At 48.1% G+C, this 18,667-nt stretch carries 15 protein-coding genes; all 15 read right to left on the reverse strand.

The annotated features are described in order from the left end of the window. Window positions 1-39: 39 nt before the first annotated feature. On the reverse strand, window positions 40-693 hold the full coding sequence (locus tag KNO85_RS07830) for a M15 family metallopeptidase (protein WP_214788703.1): 654 nt from the start codon (window positions 691-693) through the stop codon (window positions 40-42). Then, window positions 690-1,943: a lipid II:glycine glycyltransferase FemX gene (locus KNO85_RS07835; protein WP_214788706.1), complete on the reverse strand. Its 1,254-nt coding sequence runs from the start codon at window positions 1,941-1,943 to the stop codon at window positions 690-692. The genes KNO85_RS07830 and KNO85_RS07835 overlap by 4 nt, the downstream gene beginning before the upstream one ends. A 3-nt stretch (window positions 1,944-1,946) precedes the next feature. Then, window positions 1,947-3,407, reverse strand: a complete 1,461-nt coding sequence (locus KNO85_RS07840; RefSeq protein WP_251126021.1) for a UDP-N-acetylmuramoyl-L-alanyl-D-glutamate--2,6-diaminopimelate ligase — start codon at window positions 3,405-3,407, stop codon at window positions 1,947-1,949. An 84-nt stretch (window positions 3,408-3,491) separates the two neighbouring features. Next, window positions 3,492-4,709, reverse strand: a complete 1,218-nt coding sequence (locus KNO85_RS07845) for a M16 family metallopeptidase (RefSeq protein ID WP_214788709.1) — start codon at window positions 4,707-4,709, stop codon at window positions 3,492-3,494. Window positions 4,710-4,760: 51 nt separating this feature from the next. Then, window positions 4,761-6,977 (reverse strand): polyribonucleotide nucleotidyltransferase, encoded by a 2,217-nt coding sequence (pnp, locus tag KNO85_RS07850; protein ID WP_214788712.1) that lies wholly within the window; start codon window positions 6,975-6,977, stop codon window positions 4,761-4,763. Between the two features lie 128 nt (window positions 6,978-7,105). Continuing rightward, on the reverse strand, window positions 7,106-7,375 hold the full coding sequence (gene rpsO / locus KNO85_RS07855; protein WP_074034662.1) for a 30S ribosomal protein S15: 270 nt from the start codon (window positions 7,373-7,375) through the stop codon (window positions 7,106-7,108). Between the two features lie 124 nt (window positions 7,376-7,499). Continuing rightward, entirely contained in the window at window positions 7,500-8,426 is a 927-nt protein-coding gene (locus KNO85_RS07860) for a bifunctional riboflavin kinase/FAD synthetase (RefSeq protein ID WP_214788715.1), read from the reverse strand. A 16-nt stretch (window positions 8,427-8,442) separates the two neighbouring features. Then, on the reverse strand, window positions 8,443-9,357 hold the full coding sequence (gene truB, locus KNO85_RS07865; RefSeq protein ID WP_251130598.1) for a tRNA pseudouridine(55) synthase TruB: 915 nt from the start codon (window positions 9,355-9,357) through the stop codon (window positions 8,443-8,445). A gap of 43 nt (window positions 9,358-9,400) precedes the next feature. Further along, the gene (gene rbfA / locus KNO85_RS07870) at window positions 9,401-9,748 is read right to left on the reverse strand and encodes a 30S ribosome-binding factor RbfA (protein WP_015881430.1); all 348 of its coding nucleotides are present in this window, start codon (window positions 9,746-9,748) and stop codon (window positions 9,401-9,403) included. Between the two features lie 18 nt (window positions 9,749-9,766). Further along, window positions 9,767-11,968, reverse strand: a complete 2,202-nt coding sequence (gene infB / locus KNO85_RS07875; RefSeq protein WP_214788721.1) for a translation initiation factor IF-2 — start codon at window positions 11,966-11,968, stop codon at window positions 9,767-9,769. A 21-nt stretch (window positions 11,969-11,989) separates the two neighbouring features. Beyond that, the gene (locus KNO85_RS07880; protein ID WP_214788724.1) at window positions 11,990-12,286 is read right to left on the reverse strand and encodes a YlxQ family RNA-binding protein; all 297 of its coding nucleotides are present in this window, start codon (window positions 12,284-12,286) and stop codon (window positions 11,990-11,992) included. Further along, on the reverse strand, window positions 12,283-12,558 hold the full coding sequence (gene rnpM / locus KNO85_RS07885) for an RNase P modulator RnpM (RefSeq protein ID WP_214788727.1): 276 nt from the start codon (window positions 12,556-12,558) through the stop codon (window positions 12,283-12,285). Before rnpM ends, KNO85_RS07880 begins: the two co-directional genes overlap by 4 nt. Next, window positions 12,555-13,718, reverse strand: a complete 1,164-nt coding sequence (nusA, locus tag KNO85_RS07890) for a transcription termination factor NusA (RefSeq protein ID WP_214788730.1) — start codon at window positions 13,716-13,718, stop codon at window positions 12,555-12,557. Before nusA ends, rnpM begins: the two co-directional genes overlap by 4 nt. Before the next feature lie 14 nt (window positions 13,719-13,732). Further along, window positions 13,733-14,203 (reverse strand): ribosome maturation factor RimP, encoded by a 471-nt coding sequence (rimP, locus tag KNO85_RS07895; RefSeq protein WP_260569808.1) that lies wholly within the window; start codon window positions 14,201-14,203, stop codon window positions 13,733-13,735. A gap of 119 nt (window positions 14,204-14,322) precedes the next feature. Beyond that, window positions 14,323-18,615, reverse strand: coding sequence for a PolC-type DNA polymerase III (locus KNO85_RS07900; RefSeq protein ID WP_214788737.1), 4,293 nt, complete (start codon window positions 18,613-18,615; stop codon window positions 14,323-14,325). Between the last annotated feature and the right edge of the window lie 52 nt (window positions 18,616-18,667).

The following is an 18,667-nucleotide window of genomic DNA, read 5'->3' on the forward strand; positions in this document are numbered from 1 at the left end:
TATTGTATCGGAAAACGGCTTCATTGCCAACATTTCCGTTCAATCTAGTAGAGGTTTTAGTGTATCGGCAAGCGGTGCGATTGCTTTCTTGTCCGGTTGCTTCCCTGCGACGAGTTGTCGGATTGACAAGCCAAAGTCCATCTGGAGATGCGGATAGTCAGGGAATGAGTTCCAGTCGCCTCCCCATTCGAAACCAAGCGCCTTTCCTAATTCCCCAAGCTCTTGCCAGTCTGGTACATCGTTGCGATTACGATCCGTGCTTAAGTCATAGTCCGTTTTATTGTTATGGATGATGACAAAATCGACCGCCAGTCCATAATTGTGATAGCTTTGACCTGCTTTCGCATTCGTCACCACTTGTCCCGGTTCAGAACGCCCTTGTGCATATAAAGCGTTTTGTTCTTTTGCTGAACGATACCCTGACGTCAATCGAACTTCGAGATCGAGACAAGAATGAGCCAACCGTACGAACATCGCACCACGTTCCGCAACTTGCGGATGAAGGCGATCAAAATCAATCTTCGTTCTTGCCAATATCGTGTTTTCCGCCCCTACGTCCCGGACACACATGTCCGCTTCAAACGTGGGCTCATCCACCCATGGCACAGGTTCTGGCTGCATATAAAAGTAAGCAAGTATGATACCGATCAAGAAGGCGACCATCGCAAGTGATAACACGCCGGTCCATCTCATCTTCTTAACCGTTTACGGAGTCCTTTAAGGATGGGCAATCCTTTTTCGAGTGCCATATAGAACGGGCGATTTAAGACGAGGTCGAATTCTCCGACTTTCTCAATCATGTCGCTCCCCCATCCAGACTTGAATGCATAGAGACCCGCATATTCATCATCAGGATCCGTGCTACCCGAGACGCCACCAAAATCATAACGCTCGGCTCCACTCTCTTTCGCCGCTTGCATCATCGTCCATTGCATCAAATGGTTTGGCATGAATTCACGGAACTCATTTGACGAGGCACCATATAAGTAATAAGAACGTCGTCCCGCAAGTGTCAAAAGCCCACCTGATAAGACAAGTCCATCCGGGTAAGCCTGATTCAATTCGACGAGCTCAGGTAACGCTTGCTCGGCTTTTTGAATTTGTGCCACCGTCTGTTCTTTACGATTATGAAGGCTCGTTCGTTTCTTTTCGACGGTTTCCTTCTCTAACCCACGTTCAATTTTTTCCAACTCTTTTTTCGCTTTCTCAAGCGTTGCTTGTTGCTGATCGAGCGCAATTTTAGGTTCGAGTTTTGTTAAAAAGAGTCGAGCATCGTTCGGTTGGAGACAATCATATAGATTCTCAAAATAATCAAGACCGCGAATGGCAAACCCGTCACGTTCTCCCGTCACTCTCATGAGATCGGCGAACGTTTTTAATCCATCACGACCGACTTCCTTACAGACGATTCCTTTTTTCTCTGCTAAACGAACGTTATAGCGGAATTTATGATGGAATTTCGCAAAAATTTCTTTTTCACTCGGACGTAAATCTGTCTCCATCGTGAAACGAGGTTGTGCGTAATCGAAGCCACCCCCGTACCCTTTGTGCCGAAATCCGACGGCTTCCATTTCTGTCAAGAGACCCGGCATCTCATCGCGGTCGATGTTCGGATCGATTTTGATGACGATTGCTTTATGGTTCGCAGCGACACGCTTTGCTTCTTTTACAAGCGCTTGGAGCGATGCCACGTCATCATAGTCTACGACAAAGCCACGTGGCGCATAACATAACGTATATGGTAGTTTCGGGACACGTTTAAATAACAACAAAGCCACACCGGTCGTCAATCCGTCGCGGGCAACTGCGATTCGTTCTGACGTCCATCCGTTCTGTCGTTTTACATCTCCCCAACTTGATAGTTGTAATAGGTCGCCACGGTCGTGTTTTTTGACGAAGTCGTCATGTTCTTTTTCTGTCAACGTAACTGGTTGTACTGCCATAAATCATGCTTCCTCCGTATTCAAAATGGTCGATCGGACAATCGCCTCTTCGTCGAGTGGCAATTTCTCGTTTCCGATAATCTGATATTTTTCGTGCCCTTTTCCTGCTAACACGATGATATTGTCCGGTTTGGCTAAGCTTGCCGCATAACGGACCGCTTCTTCCCGGTCGCCGATTTCGACGTAGTTATCGTGCGTCATTCCGGCCGCAATCCCTTTTGTAATGGATTCATACGCTTCGAAGCGCGGATCGTCTGTCGTAATGATGACCGTCCCCGCATAAGTCGATGCCATCTCCCCCATAGCCGGACGTTTCGTCACGTCACGATTACCGCCTGTACCGATTAAAAAGACAATCTTCTCTTTCGGTACGCCGACGAGCGATTTTAAACATTGTTCAATCCCATCCGGAGTATGAGCATAGTCCGCGTATACGTTGTAACCTGGAACGTCTAGGCGCTGCATGCGTCCTTTGGCCGGATGAATCATTTCAAGTGCTCGAGCGATTTTCTCCAATGAGTATCCTGCTGCAAGGAGACAACCTGTCGCGAGCAATAAATTATACACGTTGAAACGACCGATAAACTGAACGGTCACCGGTAGGCGTGTGCCTTGATAGTTCAACACAAAGCTCGTTTGAGACAACGTCTGTTCAATCTCAGACGCCATCAAATCAGCCATCGTGTCGATTCCATACGTCAATACTTTTGCACCTGTCATCGTCTCATATAGGGCACTCTGTGCATCATCTGCATTCAAGACAGCCACTTTCCCACGTGAAGCCATTTGACCGAGCTGTGCGAAGAGCAATCCCTTCGCTCGCGCATAGTTTTCGAACGTCCCGTGGAAATCAAGATGATCATGCGTCAAATTCGTGAATCCAACGATATCAAAATCCGTTCCGATGACGCGGCCGAGCTCTAAACCGTGCGATGACACTTCCATCATGACGTCCGTCACACCTTCATCACGCATTTGCGCCAACAATTGTTGAAGTTCTGAACTTTGAGGTGTCGTGTTTTTACTCGGCACGACTTTGTCATTAATTCGCACTTCGACTGTGCCAATCAATCCGGTCGAGTGTCCGAGGACGTCGAGGACGTCCCGTAAAATCGTCGTCGTTGTCGTTTTACCGTTCGTTCCAGTGATTCCGAACAGTCGCATCTGTTCAGAAGGATACGCATAAAATGCTGATGCCAAAAGCCCGATTGAGCGAGAACTATCACGCACAATCAAGTTCGGAACGGAAAGTTCGAGCGGTCGTTCACTGACAACCGCAACTGCCCCTCGTTCTACCGCTTGAGACGCATATTCATGTCCATCGACCGTATATCCTTTGATGGCGACAAACAATGTCCCCGGGACAACTTCCCGCGAATCGGTTGTCACGTGAGTCACCACGATGCCTTCAAGATTTGGTTGGTTAATTAGTTGTATCGTCTTCACTAAATCCGTTAAGTTCAAGTCTTTCCCTTCTTTCACCTGTATCCTATCCAAACTAAAGAATACCTCTTAATCAGTGTAGAGAACTTACAATTCGGTTTCAAGTCACGCTTCGTTTGGGAGGACGTATGACTTCGCTGGTTGATGTGTCAATACTTCACGAATCAATGCATTGACCTCATCGCGCTCGATTCGCTCCACTTTTTGAATCACGTGTTCGATCGGCTCTACTTCATCGAGTAACAGCAAGTTTCGACCATTTCGGTTCATGCGTGCGCTCGAGCTTTCATTCCCTAGGACGAGTGAACCTTTTAATTGGCGTTTCCCTTTATCGACTTCTTCATCCGTCAATCCTTCTTCGAAGAGACGCTTCAATTCTCTCTCTAAAATGAATTCGACTTGATTCAACGTGTCTGGTGACGTTCCGACATAGATGGTGAACGTCCCATGATCCGCAAACGTCGTGTAGTATGAATAAATCGAGTAGGCCAATCCTTCTTCTTCACGAATCGATTGAAACAGGCGCGAGGACATCGTCGCACCGATGGCATTGTTCATGAGTGCCAAGTGGGGTAACCGGTCATCCGTTGCCGAAATGGCCTCGTAGTTCCAACAGAGGTGCGCCTGTTCCGTTTCCTTTCGTTTCGTCAACGTGTCATCGAACAGTTCTGGTTGAGTGAGTTCTTTCGACGATTCCCTAGAAGGGATGTTGGCAAACCTACGCTTCACTGCCTCCATCAATTCTTCAGAGACATGTCCAGCGATGGAGACGACAATTTCTTCTGCCACGTATCGCTCTTGTAAATAGTCAACGAGCTGATCCCGCGTCAATCGATTGACGCTTTCCTCTGTTCCAAGAATCGGTTGTGCGAGAATATCATCACGATATGCCGCAATCGCCAACAGTTCATGGACGAGGTCTTCTGGCGTATCCTCATACATTTTTATTTCTTCCACGACGACCCGTTTCTCTTTCTCTAATTCGGTCTCATCAAGTACCGAATCAAATAACATATCCGTCAAGACGTCGAGCGCCATGACCGCATGTTCGTCAAGTGTCTTCACATAAAAACAAGTGTGGTCTTTCGAGGTGAAGGCGTTGACGCTTCCACCGAGTTCATCAAAAAAGGAAGCAATTTCTTTCGCGTTTTTCGACGACGTCCCTTTGAACAACATATGTTCAATCAAATGACTGATCCCGATGTTTTCAAACGACTCCGTTCGTGTCCCGGCTTTAATAAAGACACCGGTCGACGTACTGCGAGAGCCTTCAATCGGTTCGATGATGACGCGGACACCGTTTTGTAGTGTCATCCATTCCATATTCTCACTCCTATGAAAAAGGCCATCGCACCAAGACGATGGCCAGAATAATTAATTTGTCGAGCGCGGTGGACGACGGTCCCCGTCACGACGTGGCGGACGGCCTTCACGAGGTGGACGGCTTTCACGTGCAGCCTTCCGTTTCGCTTCATACGCTTCACGCTCTTCAGGAGACAATCCTTCTAAGATGAGCGCTTTATGCGATGCGTTGACACGACCTTTATCATCAATTTCTGTAACTTTAACTTGAATCGTATCACCGAGCTTCACGACGTCTTCGACGTTTGCGACACGCTCGAGGCTGAATTCTGAAACGTGTACGAGTGCATCTTTTCCTTTGAAGAGCTCGACGAACGCGCCGAACTTCTCGATGCGGCGTACCGTTGCATCAAATACTTCACCGACGACGACTTCGCGTACGATGTCCCCGATCATCTTCATCGCAAGATCAATACCTTCTTGGTCTGTCGAAGCAATGAACACCGTTCCATCTTGTTCGATGTCGATCTTGACGCCTGTTTGGTCAATGATGCTGTTGATCATCTTACCACCTGGTCCAATCACATCACGGATCTTATCCGGATTGATTGTCATCGTGATAATTTTCGGTGCATATTTCGACAATTGTGTACGTGGTGCGTCTAACGTTTCGAGCATATGGTCAAGGATGTGTAGACGACCGACACGAGCTTGTTCGAGTGCTTCTTCTAAGATTTCACGCGTGATTCCAGCAATCTTGATATCCATTTGAAGGGCAGTGATCCCGTCTTTCGTTCCAGCAACTTTGAAGTCCATATCACCGAGATGGTCTTCGAGTCCTTGAATGTCTGTCAAGACCGTGTAGTGCTCCCCTTCCATGATTAGACCCATGGCAATCCCAGCGACCGGCGCTTTGATTGGTACACCAGCATCCATCAAGGCGAGCGTCGATCCACAAATTGAAGCTTGTGAACTTGAACCGTTTGACTCAAGCACTTCCGAGACGAGACGAATCGTATACGGGAAATCTGCTTCTTTTGGAATGATTGGCAAGAGTGCGCGTTCACCGAGTGCTCCGTGACCAATTTCACGACGCCCTGGTGCACGGACAGGACGTGCTTCACCGACCGAGAATGGTGGGAAGTTGTAGTGGTGCATGAAGCGCTTATTCTCTTCTAAACCGATTCCATCAATGATTTGTGCATCACCGATGACACCGAGCGTCGCAACCGACATGACTTGTGTTTGACCACGTGTGAAGAGACCAACACCGTGTGCACGTGGAAGCAATCCGACTTCTGAAGCGAGCGGACGGATGACATCCGGACGACGACCGTCCGGACGCACTTTGTCGACCGTGATCAAGCGACGAACTTCATCTTTAACGAACTTGTTCAAGATGCCTGAAACTTCTCCAAGTTTTGATGGCTCATCAGCAAGACGCTCTTCATACAATGCCACATATTTCGCAATCACTTCGTTGATGGCTTCGTCGCGAGCATGCTTCTCTTCAACTTGAACCGCTTCGACGATTTCTGGTCGAGCTGCTTCAAGTTCAGCTGTGAGTGCCTCGTCATATTTCGAGACCGTATATTCAAACTTCGGTTTGCCAACTGCATCTGTAATCTCTTGTTGGAAGGCAATCAAGCGTTTGATTTCTTCATGTCCAAACAAGATTGACTCAAGCATGACGTCTTCTGGCACTTCGTTCGCACCAGCTTCAACCATGTTGATTGCAGTCGATGTACCGGCAACTTGAAGCTCAAGGTCTGTTTTCTCCATTTGAGCCGTTGTCGGGTTGATGACGAATTCGCCGTCAACACGTCCGACCGTAACACCTGCGATTGGGCCATCAAACGGCACATCAGAAATCGAGAGTGCGATTGACGTTCCGAGCATTCCCGCCATCTCTGCCGAGCAGTCTGGGTCGTTCGACATGACGTAAATCATGACTTGGATGTCATGACGGAATCCGTCTGGGAAGAGCGGACGAATCGGACGGTCGATGAGACGTGATGTCAAAATCGCATTTTCCCCCGGACGTCCTTCACGGCGAAGGAATCCTCCTGGAATTTTACCGACTGAATACAATTTTTCCTCATAGTTGACTGTCAATGGGAAAAAGTCTAAATCTTTTGGTGCTTTTGAAGCCGTTACTGTCGCAAGGACGACCGTGTCACCATAGCGAACGAGCGCCGAGCCATTTGCTTGCTTCGCAAGTTGACCGACCTCTACAGACAATGGGCGTCCGCCCCACTCTGTAGAGAATACTTGTTTCGTACCTAACATGTACATTCTCCTCTCAAACCTTATCTAGTTTATTATGTAACTCTATCTTACGAATGTCTAATCATTTTCCTTAAAAAAGAAGAAACGGACTAGGACGTTGTCCCAGCCCGTTAAACAGTCTCGATCGATTAACGACGGAGACCGAGGCGTTGAATCAATTCACGGTAGCGCGTAACGTCCTTGTTACGAAGGTACGTAAGCAAGTTACGACGACGTCCAACCATTTTCAAGAGACCGCGACGTGAGTGGTGGTCTTTCTTGTGTGTACGAAGGTGAGCGTTCAATGTGTTGATTTGTTCAGTCAACACTGCCACTTGTACTTCCGGTGAACCAGTGTCACCTTGTTTAGTCGCGTATTCCGCGATAATTTCGTTTTTACGTTCTTTTGAGAGTGCCATTGCCTCTCCACCTCCATTTAATAAAAAATTGCCGCGTTGCCGAGCCGGCGTTGGTGAATCGACCAGCCAAGCGAAACGGTGTACTTTGCGTACTTGACAAGGATAGCGTAACCGCAACCGAAAGTCAAGATAGGATTAAGCGTGCCGACACCTCATCTTGTTTTAGTTGAGCGACCAATGCATCCAATCCATCGAACGCTCGCTCGTTGCGGATATATTGAATCCACTCAATCTCAATTACTTGCCCGTACAAATCCTCCGAAAAGTCAAAGAGATGACTCTCAACAGAGACTGCTCCCGTCTCATAAAAAGTCGGGCGACGTCCGACGTTTGTCATCGCCTTGAACGTCCGGCCGTCTGGGAGCGTGACGCGTGTCGCATACACCCCGAGTCGTGGCATGACATAAGAGGCGTCCATCAACACGTTCGCAGTCGGAAATCCGATCGTTCGCCCTCTCGCATCTCCGTGAATCACTTCACCGCAGATGACATATGGAGCACCGAGTAACTCATGTGCTGCGTCAACGTGACCTTCAGCCAATAGTTTACGAATCCGAGTCGAGGATACCTTCTCTCCATCCATCGTCTGTTCCGTAACGACGGACGTCGTGAACTGATCACGCGAATGGTATGGAAGTGTTTCCATCGTCCCTTCGCCAAACTTGCCGTACGAGTAATCAAATCCTGCCGTCACATGTACGGCTCCCGCAGCAATTAAATAATCGTCGACAAACTGTTGAGGGGATAATCCAGCCAACTCTTTCGTAAACGTCAAGACGAGACACCGCTCGACACCGAGCGCTTCGATTCGCTTCAATTTCCGAGATAAAGGTGTGATATAACGGACCGCGTCCGGTTTGTTCGAAAGCACTTGTTTCGGGTGTGGGTCGAACGTAACGACCGTCACCGGAAGGTTATGTTCCGCTGCCACGCGTTTGGCATGATTGATTACGGCTTGATGTCCTTTATGAACACCATCAAAAAAACCAAGCACCATGACCGATGGATACAGGTCAGGTGTTTCAGGATAGGTGAGATGTCTTGTTTCCATACTGTCAATTTCCCCCTTAGTCGATGGCCAGCATGACCTCGACTGTAGCGTCTGTCGTTCCATCTTGTCTTCGATATAAAGCAAGAGGGATTCCTTCTTCATTATAGACAGTAAATAACTCAAATTCGAGCGAAACGCCGTTCAACTTCCCACCATTGCGAATATAGCGTTCCCGATTCTTTGGGATCGTGATGGCAGGCCAACGTTTGATGACATCCTCGAGCGGGATGACATGCGCCATTCGTTCTTCGACAGTCTCGAGTGCCTGTAGCGTTTCAAGCGATACGGCATGTGCCTCCTCGAATGACCCAGAACTCGTCCGTCTGAGTTCGCTCATATGGGCAGGGTAACCCAGCTTCTCCCCGATTTGAACGGCAAGTGTACGAATATACGTCCCTTTTCCGCAATCGATCTCCATTCGGAAACGACATACTCCTTCTTCAAACGTCAATCCACTCGTCCGTTCTAGACGGTGAATCTCTACCATCCGACGTGGGCGTTCTACAGTCTGTCCTTTTCGGGCATACTCGTACAATTTCTTCCCATTTACTTTGACAGCCGAATAATACGGTGGGATTTGTTCAATCGTCCCAATTAATTGACGCATCGCTTCATCAATCTGAGCTTCAACCAACTCATTCGGTGCGACGTCCTTTTGCTCCACGACCTCACCATGCGCATCCTCCGTCATCGTAGCGGTGCCAATCGTCACCTCGGCCACGTAACGCTTACCTTCGTCAGTTATAAAACGAGATAATTTCGTGGCGCGTCCTAAACAGATTGGCAATACACCTGTCACTTCCGGGTCAAGCGTACCCGTGTGACCGACTTTTTTCGTTTGAAACAACTTTCGTAATTTGAACACACAGTCATGACTCGTCATGCCACGGTCCTTATCGAGTACAAGCACTCCGTTCGGTTCCAATTTCATCCCTCCATACAAAAAAAGGGAGAACGATGTCTCCCCTTTCAAGTTATTGATCTTTGTTCAAATCACGAATCAATGAATCGATATGGCTACCATATGCGACCGATGAATCGTATTCAAACGAGATTTCTGGTGTTTTACGAAGACGGATGCGGTTCCCGATCTCGCGACGGATAAATCCTTTCGCTTTGTCGAGACCTGCTTGCGTTTCTGCTTTCACATCTTCCTCATCACCGAGCACCGTATAATAGACCGTTGCTTGTTGTAAGTCCCCTGTCACGTCAACACTCGTGATTGTAGCGTTTTTTGTGCGTGGGTCACTCACTTCCCGTAACAAGACGTCTGTAATCTCTTTACGCATTTGCTCGGCAACACGTTGGGCACGAATTTTCATACGTGATCCCTCCTCACATTATTTACGTTCGACTTCTTTCATGACGAACGCTTCAATGACATCTTCTACTTTAATGTCATCAAATTTCTCTACTTTAATTCCACACTCATATCCAGTCGCAACTTCCTTCACGTCATCTTTGAAGCGGCGAAGCGTATCGAGCTTGCCTTCATATACGACAATTCCATTACGAATGACACGGACACCAGCGTCACGTGTGATCTTACCTTCTGTCACATAACAACCTGCAATCGTACCGACTTTCGATACTTTGAAGACGTCACGAACTTCGACTTGACCTGTGATTTCTTCGACGAACTCAGGGTCAAGCATCCCTTTCATCGCGCTCTCGATTTCTTCGATCGCGTTGTAGATGATGCGGTGGAGACGCATTTCAACATTTTCTTGTTCCGCCATTGAACGGGCGTTACCGTCAGGACGAACGTTGAAACCGATGATGACAGCGTTCGCCGCTGAAGCGAGGATGACGTCACCTTCTGTGATTGCACCGACACCTTGGTGAACGATGTTGACTTTGACACCTTCTACATCAATCTTGCGAAGTGAACCAGCCAATGCTTCAGCTGAACCTTGTACGTCTGCTTTGATGATGACGTTCAAATCTTTCACTTCACCTTCTTGAATACGGCTGAACAAGTCGTCAAGGCTAACTTTCGCTGATTCACGGCGTTGTGATTCGAGGTAACGTTGGTAACGTTTTTCCCCGATAGCACGTGCTTTCTTCTCATCTTCGAAGACGATGAACTGATCACCGGCTTGTGGCACATCGTTCAAACCTGTGATTTCAATCGGTGTCGATGGACCGACTTGTTTCACACGACGACCGATGTCGTTAACCATCGCACGGACACGACCGAACGTGCTACCGACGACGATAGGGTCACCGATACGAAGCGTACCGTGCTGAACGAGAAGTGTTGCGACAGGTCCGCGACCTTTATCGAGCTTCGCTTCGATGACTGATCCACGAGCTGGCATGTCTGGCGTCGACTTGTACTCTTCGACTTCAGATACGAGAAGGATCATCTCGAGCAATTCATCGATTCCTTCACCTTTGATGGCAGAAATCGGAACGAAGATTGTTTCGCCGCCCCACTCTTCAGGAATGAGACCGAACTCCGTCAATTCTTGTTTGACACGATCAGGGTTTGCCCCTTCTTTGTCCATTTTGTTGACCGCAACGATGATTGGAACGTTCGCTGCTTTCGCGTGCGAGATCGCTTCCTCTGTTTGTGGCATGACGCCATCGTCAGCCGCAACAACGATGATGGCGATATCTGTCACTTCCGCACCACGTGCACGCATCGTTGTGAACGCCGCGTGACCTGGCGTATCGAGGAATGTGATTTTCTTATCGTTTACAGAGACTTGGTACGCACCGATATGTTGCGTGATCCCACCTGCTTCACCTGCGACGACTTTCGTGTTACGAATCGAGTCAAGAAGTGTCGTTTTACCGTGGTCGACGTGACCCATGATTGTGACGACCGCTGGGCGCTCTTCAAGATCATATTGTGAGAAGTCAATCTCAACTGTTTCGAAGTCTGTTTCGTCCACGACGACTTCTTTTTCTACTTCAAAGCCAAACTCAGAAGCGAGCAATTCGATCGTTTCGTCGTCAAGCGTCTGGTTAATTGTCGCCATTACGCCAAGACCCATCAACTTCATGATGATCTCGTTCGGCTTTTTGTTCATTTTTTCTGCAAGGTCAGAGACACTGAGCACGTCGTCATACTTGATGACGTTCCCCATCTCTGCTTCTTGTGCGAGACGAGCCGCTTTACGCTGACTTGTCTTCGAGTTTGGATCGGCTTCTTGTGGCACTGCCGCTTTTACCGGCTTGCCTTTACCTTTCCCTTTTCCACGTTTTTTATTGCGTGGGTCGTTGTTACGGTTGTCGTTACGATTTTGACCACCGCGATTGTTTTGACCGCCACGGTTTTGTTGTGCCGCTTGCGGACGTGCTTGTTCTTTTTTCTCTTGTTTCGGTTCGTTCGAAGTTGAAGTTGCTTTCGCTTCCGCTTGCTTCTCAGCACGATATTTTTCTGGATTGAACACGCGGTCCAACTGCTTGACTGTCTCATCATCGAGAACGGCCATATGGTTTTTCACCGGTTTGTTCAATTTTTCTAATTGAGTAATGACTTGTTTACTCGTTACATTCTGTTCTTTTGCAAATTCATAGACGCGTTTTCCCAAAGCATCCACCTCCGTTAATAGTTAAGAGAGAAGTTGCTTAAGCTTGTTCGCAAATCCGGATTCTGTCACCGATACGACGACACGCATATCCTTACCGAGTGCGGCACCGATTGTATAGCGATCACTCACTTCAATCAACGGCACTTGATAGGATGCACATTTGTCGGTGACTCGTTTTTTCGTCGAGTCACCTGCATCTCCGGCTAGAATGACGAGCTTGGCACGACCCGCTCGCACATCCTTTAATACAAACTCTTCTCCCATCGTTACTTTCCTTGCTCGAGCGGCAAGGCCTAACAATGATTCCCACTTACTCATGATTCGTCACCTGCGACAGCTTTCAACTGTTCATACAAGGTATCGCTCGTCTTTACTTTCAAATGATGATCGAGCGTCCGTTTTTTCTCTGCTTGACGAACGACATCGAGATCTTTTGATAGGTAGGCACCGCGACCGTTCACTTTACCGGTCTGATCGATGACTACGTCACCTTCAGGCGTTCGAACGACACGAATCAATTCTTTCTTCGGGAGCATTTCTTGTGTGACCACACACTTGCGCAAAGGAAGTTTCTTTTGCTTCATGGTCATTCCTCTTCTTTCACCACAGCTGTTTCAACTGAAGCATCTGATAAGTCTTGTTCAATTTCATTTTGAACAATTTCTGGCTCTGATTCAACTTTTTCAGCGAACGTATCGAACAAATCGAGCGCTTCCGCATCTGTCTCGCTCTTAATGTCGATTTTCCAACCAGTCAACTTCGCAGCGAGACGCGCGTTTTGACCACGTTTTCCGATTGCGAGTGACAATTGATAGTCAGGTACGACAACCGTTGTCGATTTTGCAGGCTCATTGACATAGACGGCAACGACTTGCGCCGGACTGAGTGCGTTTCGAACGAACTCTTTCGGGTCTTCAGACCAACGAACGATATCAATCTTTTCCCCGTTCAATTCGTCGACGATTGTTTGGACGCGTTGTCCCTTTGGTCCGACACATGCGCCGACCGGGTCAACGATATCCGAGTGTACGGCAATCTTCGAACGGTCTCCTGCTTCACGTGACACAGACATGACATCGACTGTACCGTTTGAAATCTCTGGTACTTCAAGTTCGAAGAGACGGCGTAAAAGTCCCGGGTGCGTACGCGATACTTGAATCGCAGCACCAGAACCTTTTGTCGTCGAATCGACTTTTGTCACGTATACTTTGATACGGTCATGAATCTGATACGATTCGTTCGGCATTTGTTCGTTCGGAGTAAGGACCGCTTCGATGTTATTCTCAAGACCGATATACAAGTTGCGCGGGTCAAAACGCTCAACAATCCCTGTCATGATTTCATCTTCTTTGTCAGCGAAGTGGTTGTAGATCCGTTCGCGTTCAGCTTCACGCATTTTCTGTGTGACGACTTGTTTCGCAGTCATCGCCGCAACACGTCCGAAATCACTTGGTGTGACTTCTTCTTTATGGAAATCACCGAGCTCATAGTTCGGGTCGATTTCATGTGCTTCTTCAAGCGAGAGCTGTTGGTCTGGTTGTGTGAGACGTTCTACAACTTCTAAAAGTGCGTAGACACGGATATCCCCTGTCACCTGGTCGAACTCGACTTTTACATGCTCGTTCGGGTTTGCGACGTTTCGACGATAAGCAGAAATGAGCGCTTGTTCGAGAGCGTCGATAATTATATTTTTATCAATTCCTTTTTCTTTGGCAATCTGATCGATTGTAGTGAGTAATTGTGGACCCATCTTCTTCCCTCTCCTTAACTAAACGTGACCGCTAAGCGGGCTTGTGCAATTTTGTCTACCGGTAGCGATACCGCTTTTTTTCTTGTCTTGATGCGTGTCTCGATCACGACCGTTTCCCCATCATATGCCGTCAAAATTCCTTCAAACTCTTTGGCACCATCGATCGGAGCGAACGTTTTCATGTAGACGTTTTTGCCTACTGCACGTTCGAAATCGCTCGGCTTTTTCAGCGGACGCTCCGCACCAGGACTCGAGACATCAAGATAATAAGCCTGTTCAATCGGATCGGTTTCGTTCAGTTTTTCCGAGAGTTGTTCATTGATATTGACGCAATCGTCTAAATCGACGCCCCCTGGTTTATCGATATAAACGCGCAAGAAATAGTCTGGACCCTCTTTTACGAATTCCACATCGACCAATTCCATGTTTTCTCGTTCGACGATTGGCAACGCAATCGATTCAACGACTTCTGTTATTTTGGACACTCTCATCCCTCCTTCTGGCTTTTACATACAAGAAAGGAGTAGGGTTCCCTACTCCTTTCCGTCGTAGTATCCAACTTTGTTCGATACCAATATATCATATTTTCCCGACAAATCGCAACTTACACCCCAAAATCAAAGAATGAGAGTTGGTTCTCATCAGGCAAGCCTTCAAGACATTTCATCGTATCAAGTGTCTCAATGACCGTTTTCGACAGCTTCGCTCGTTTACGCAAATCTTCTTTCGAGAGGAACTGTCCTTCTTCTCTCGCCTCGACAATGGCTTTTGCCGCATTCGTCCCGAGCCCATCGACCGCATTGAAAGGAGGAATCAACGTATTGTCTTCAATCAAGAACTCGGTCGCGCTCGAACGATACAAGTCGATATTTTGGAACTTCATGCCCCGCTCAAGCATCTCGAGTGCAAGTTCGAGTACCGTGTGCAATCCTTTATCTTTCGCGGTTGCATCGAACCCTTTCTCACGGATATCCGACATCGCTTTGCGGACGGCTTGAGGACCTTTGATCATCGCAGACAAGTCAAAGTCTCCAGCGCGAACGGTAAAGTAAGTCGCATAGTACAGGATTGGATGATGCACTTTGAAATATGCGATTCGGACGGCCATCAAGACGTAAGCCGTCGCGTGCGCTTTCGGGAACATATATTTGATTTTCTTACAAGATGAGATATACCATTCAGGCACATCGTTCTCCCGCATCTCCGACTCCATCTCATCCGTGAGACCTTTCCCTTTACGGACGGACTCCATGATTTTGAAAGCGAAGGATGGTTCGAGTCCTGCATAGATCAGATAAACCATGATGTCATCACGACAACCGATGACATCTTTCAGTTCGCATGTTCCGTTATAAATCAATTCGTTCGCATTCCCGAGCCAAACGTCCGTCCCGTGAGACAGACCTGAAATTTGAACAAGTTCTGAGAAGGTGGACGGTTTCGTCTCTTCTAACATCTGACGAACAAACTTCGTCCCGAACTCAGGAATCCCGAGTGTACCGGTCTTCGACTCAATCTGTTCTGGCGTCACCCCGAGTACTTCTGGAGACGAGAAGATTTTCATAACCGTCGGATCATCTGTAGGAATCGTCTTCGGATCAATCCCTGACAAGTCTTGTAACATCCGGATGACGGTCGGGTCATCGTGTCCGAGAATATCGAGCTTTAGCAAGTTGTCATGGATCGAATGGAAGTCAAAGTGTGTCGTCTTCCATTCTGACGAGTTGTCATCCGCCGGATACTGAATCGGCGAGATGTCCGCGATGTCCATGTAGTCCGGGACGACGATAATCCCACCCGGGTGCTGCCCCGTCGTCCGTTTCACGCCAGTGACCCCAGAGACGAGCCGATCGACTTCTGCGTTTCGGTAAATCTTGTCGTTCTCGGTCGCATAACCTTTCACATATCCGTATGCCGTCTTATCCGCGATTGTTCCAATTGTTCCAGCACGATACACATACTCTTCGCCGAACAATACTTTTGTATAGGCGTGGGCATGCGGTTGGTATTCACCCGAGAAGTTCAAATCGATATCCGGTACTTTGTCTCCTTTGAATCCAAGGAACGTTTCGAACGGAATATCATGTCCATCTTTTTTGTACCACGTACCACATTCCGGACATTCTTTATCCGGTAAGTCATATCCCGAACCGACCGAACCGTCGTTGAAGAAGTGTGAATGCTGACAGTTTGGACAAACATAGTGTGGTGGCAACGGGTTAACTTCAGTGATTTCCGTCATCGTGGCGACGAGACTAGACCCGACCGACCCACGCGAACCGACCAAGTAACCGTCATCCAACGACTTTTTAACGAGTTTATGTGAAATCAAGTAAATGACCGCGAATCCGTGACCGATAATCGACTTCAATTCTTTTTCTAGACGTGCTTCAACGATTTCAGGCAACTCGTCACCATAAATCGAACGAGCCATGTCGTAGCTCATATTCCGAACCTCATCATCCGCCCCTTCAATCTTCGGCGTATACAAGTCATCCGGGATGATTTGAATCGATTCGATTTGATCGGCGATCGCGTTCGGGTTCGTGATGACGATTTCACGTGCCAAGTCTTCACCTAAAAACTTGAACTCTTCCATCATTTCTTTCGTCGTCCGGAAATGGGCGTGTGGCAACTCTTTACGTGTATTAATAAAGTTCGCTCCACCTTGGGTACGAATCAAAATCTCACGATACGACCGGTCAGACCGGTCCAAATAGTGCACATTTCCCGTTGCACATACCGGTAACTCGGCCTTCTCGGCGACGCGAATGATTCGCTTAATGATTTCTCGGAGCTCCATCTCGTTTGCGACAATCTCTTTATCAATCAAATGGTGATAAAGCGCAGGTGGATGGATTTCGATAAAGTCGTAAAATGACATCATCTTCTCGAGTTCATCATCCGACTTGTTCAAAGCAGCGTCAAAGATCTCACCATTGTCACAAGCTGAACCAATCAATAGTCCCTCACGACGTTTCACGAGTTCTGAACGTGGCATGCGTGCCATTCGATATAAATAATCGATATGGGAGAGTGAGATGAGTTCGTATAGGTGACGAAGCCCCGGTTTTTTGTTTTTCGCATAAATCGTCGCATGGAACGGACGAATTTTCGACACGTCACTCCCAACTTTTGCGTTCAACGAACGGTGCGTCGTCATCTCAAACATCTGTTTGGCGAGGTCGAGTAGCTTCATCAACAAATAGGCTGTCGCCTCGGCGTCATAAATCGCACGGTGATGTTGGGTCAATTCGATATCGAATCGCTTCGCGAGTGTATTCAGTCGGTGATTTTTCAGTGTCGGCATCAACGTACGAGCTAGTTCGAGTGTATCAATGACCGGGTAATCATCCGGTTCATGTCCTCCGCTCCGGAGTGTCGCCTCGAGGAAGCCCATATCGAATGATGCGTTATGGGCGACGAGAATACTGTCACCACACCATTCGACGAACTGTTTCGTGATGACTTCCGGGTCAGGCTGTCCTTGAACCATATCATCCGTGATTCCAGTCAATTCGATCGTCGTCGCCGACAACGCGTGTTTCGGGTCAGCGAACGCCTCGAAGCGATCGATGATTTCCCCGTCCTTGATTTTGACACCGGCAAGCTCGATGATTTTATTGTAGACGGCAGAAAGTCCGGTGGTCTCAACGTCAAAAACAACGTATGTCGCATCGTCTAACGACACATCACTCGCGTGATAGGCGACAGGGACGCCATCGTTGACGACGTTTGCCTCGACACCGTATAGCACTTTGATGTCATTTTTCTTCCCGGCGTAATACGCTTCTGGGAACGCTTGGACACCTGCGTGGTCAGTGATGGCAATCGCACGGTGCCCCCACTTCGCAGCACGTGCAACGAGCGCGGACACGTTCGTAACCGCGTCCATTTGACTCATCTGCGTATGGGCATGGAGTTCGACCCGCTTCTCACCTTCCCACTCATCTCGAGGCGGCTCGACTTTTACTTCTTGGAGTTGTGACGCCATCATGCATAGTTCACGCATGAACGAATCATCCTCGACCCGTCCTGCGGTTTGAATCCACATGCCCTTTTTGACGGCACTGAGCATCCGGTCGTCATCGTCATCTCGCGCAAACACTTTTACGATTAACGAGTCGGTGTAGTCGGTCATTTTGAAGGTAAATAATTTCTTCCCGCTCTTCAGCTCTTTTCGCTCTGCAGAGAAGACGAGACCACGAATCGCGACGCGGCGTTCTTCTTCAATAATCGTCTTGATTGGGACGATTTCATCTTTGATGAGTGCACCCATCCGAATTTCTGTGATTGGTTCATCGTTCGTTTCCGTCGCTTTGGCGAACTGTGCCGCAAGCGCCATTTTCGCCTGCTCGATGTCCTCTTGAACGACTTGTTCACGTAAAGCTTGACTAGCCTCGGCATCTTCGGAGAAATGTGCCTGACACGGTTTTTTCGTGAAGCCATAAGCGCTATAGAGCGCTTGGACCTCTTGACAGAGTTCTTTGTCCACATAGCTTGCCTCAGGTCCGGACCGCACCGGGATCAACAGTTTGTTCTGTTCAAATCGCGGTGACACCGATCCGAAGTAGCTTCGCATCGCGCCGGACACTTGGCTCAATTCGCTGACGATGCGTGGCCAGTAGTCGATATAGTCCTGCTCACTTCCACCTTTTGCTGTCGTGAACCGAGCATACACTTCATCTGCGAACGTCGCGTAACGATTTTCTAACCGACTCATGAACAATTGATGTACGTTGTACGGTAAGACTGTTGGAAATGTAAAATAAAACGTCCACGTTCGTCGTTTTTTATTAACGACGAGTCGTGAGAGTTCCGCTTCGTCGAACAGGTCTGTTTCAGTCGTGATCCCAAGATCACTTAACAATAATTGCATTTTTTGATTTGCTTCCACGGGTCCGTCTTTCCCCCTTTATGCCAATTCGACAAATGAAGGTGACCGCTTA

Origin of the sequence: Exiguobacterium sp. s124 (genome assembly GCF_018617485.1) — a bacterium.
In the GTDB taxonomy this organism is placed as follows: Bacteria; Bacillota; Bacilli; order Exiguobacteriales; family Exiguobacteriaceae; genus Exiguobacterium; species Exiguobacterium aestuarii.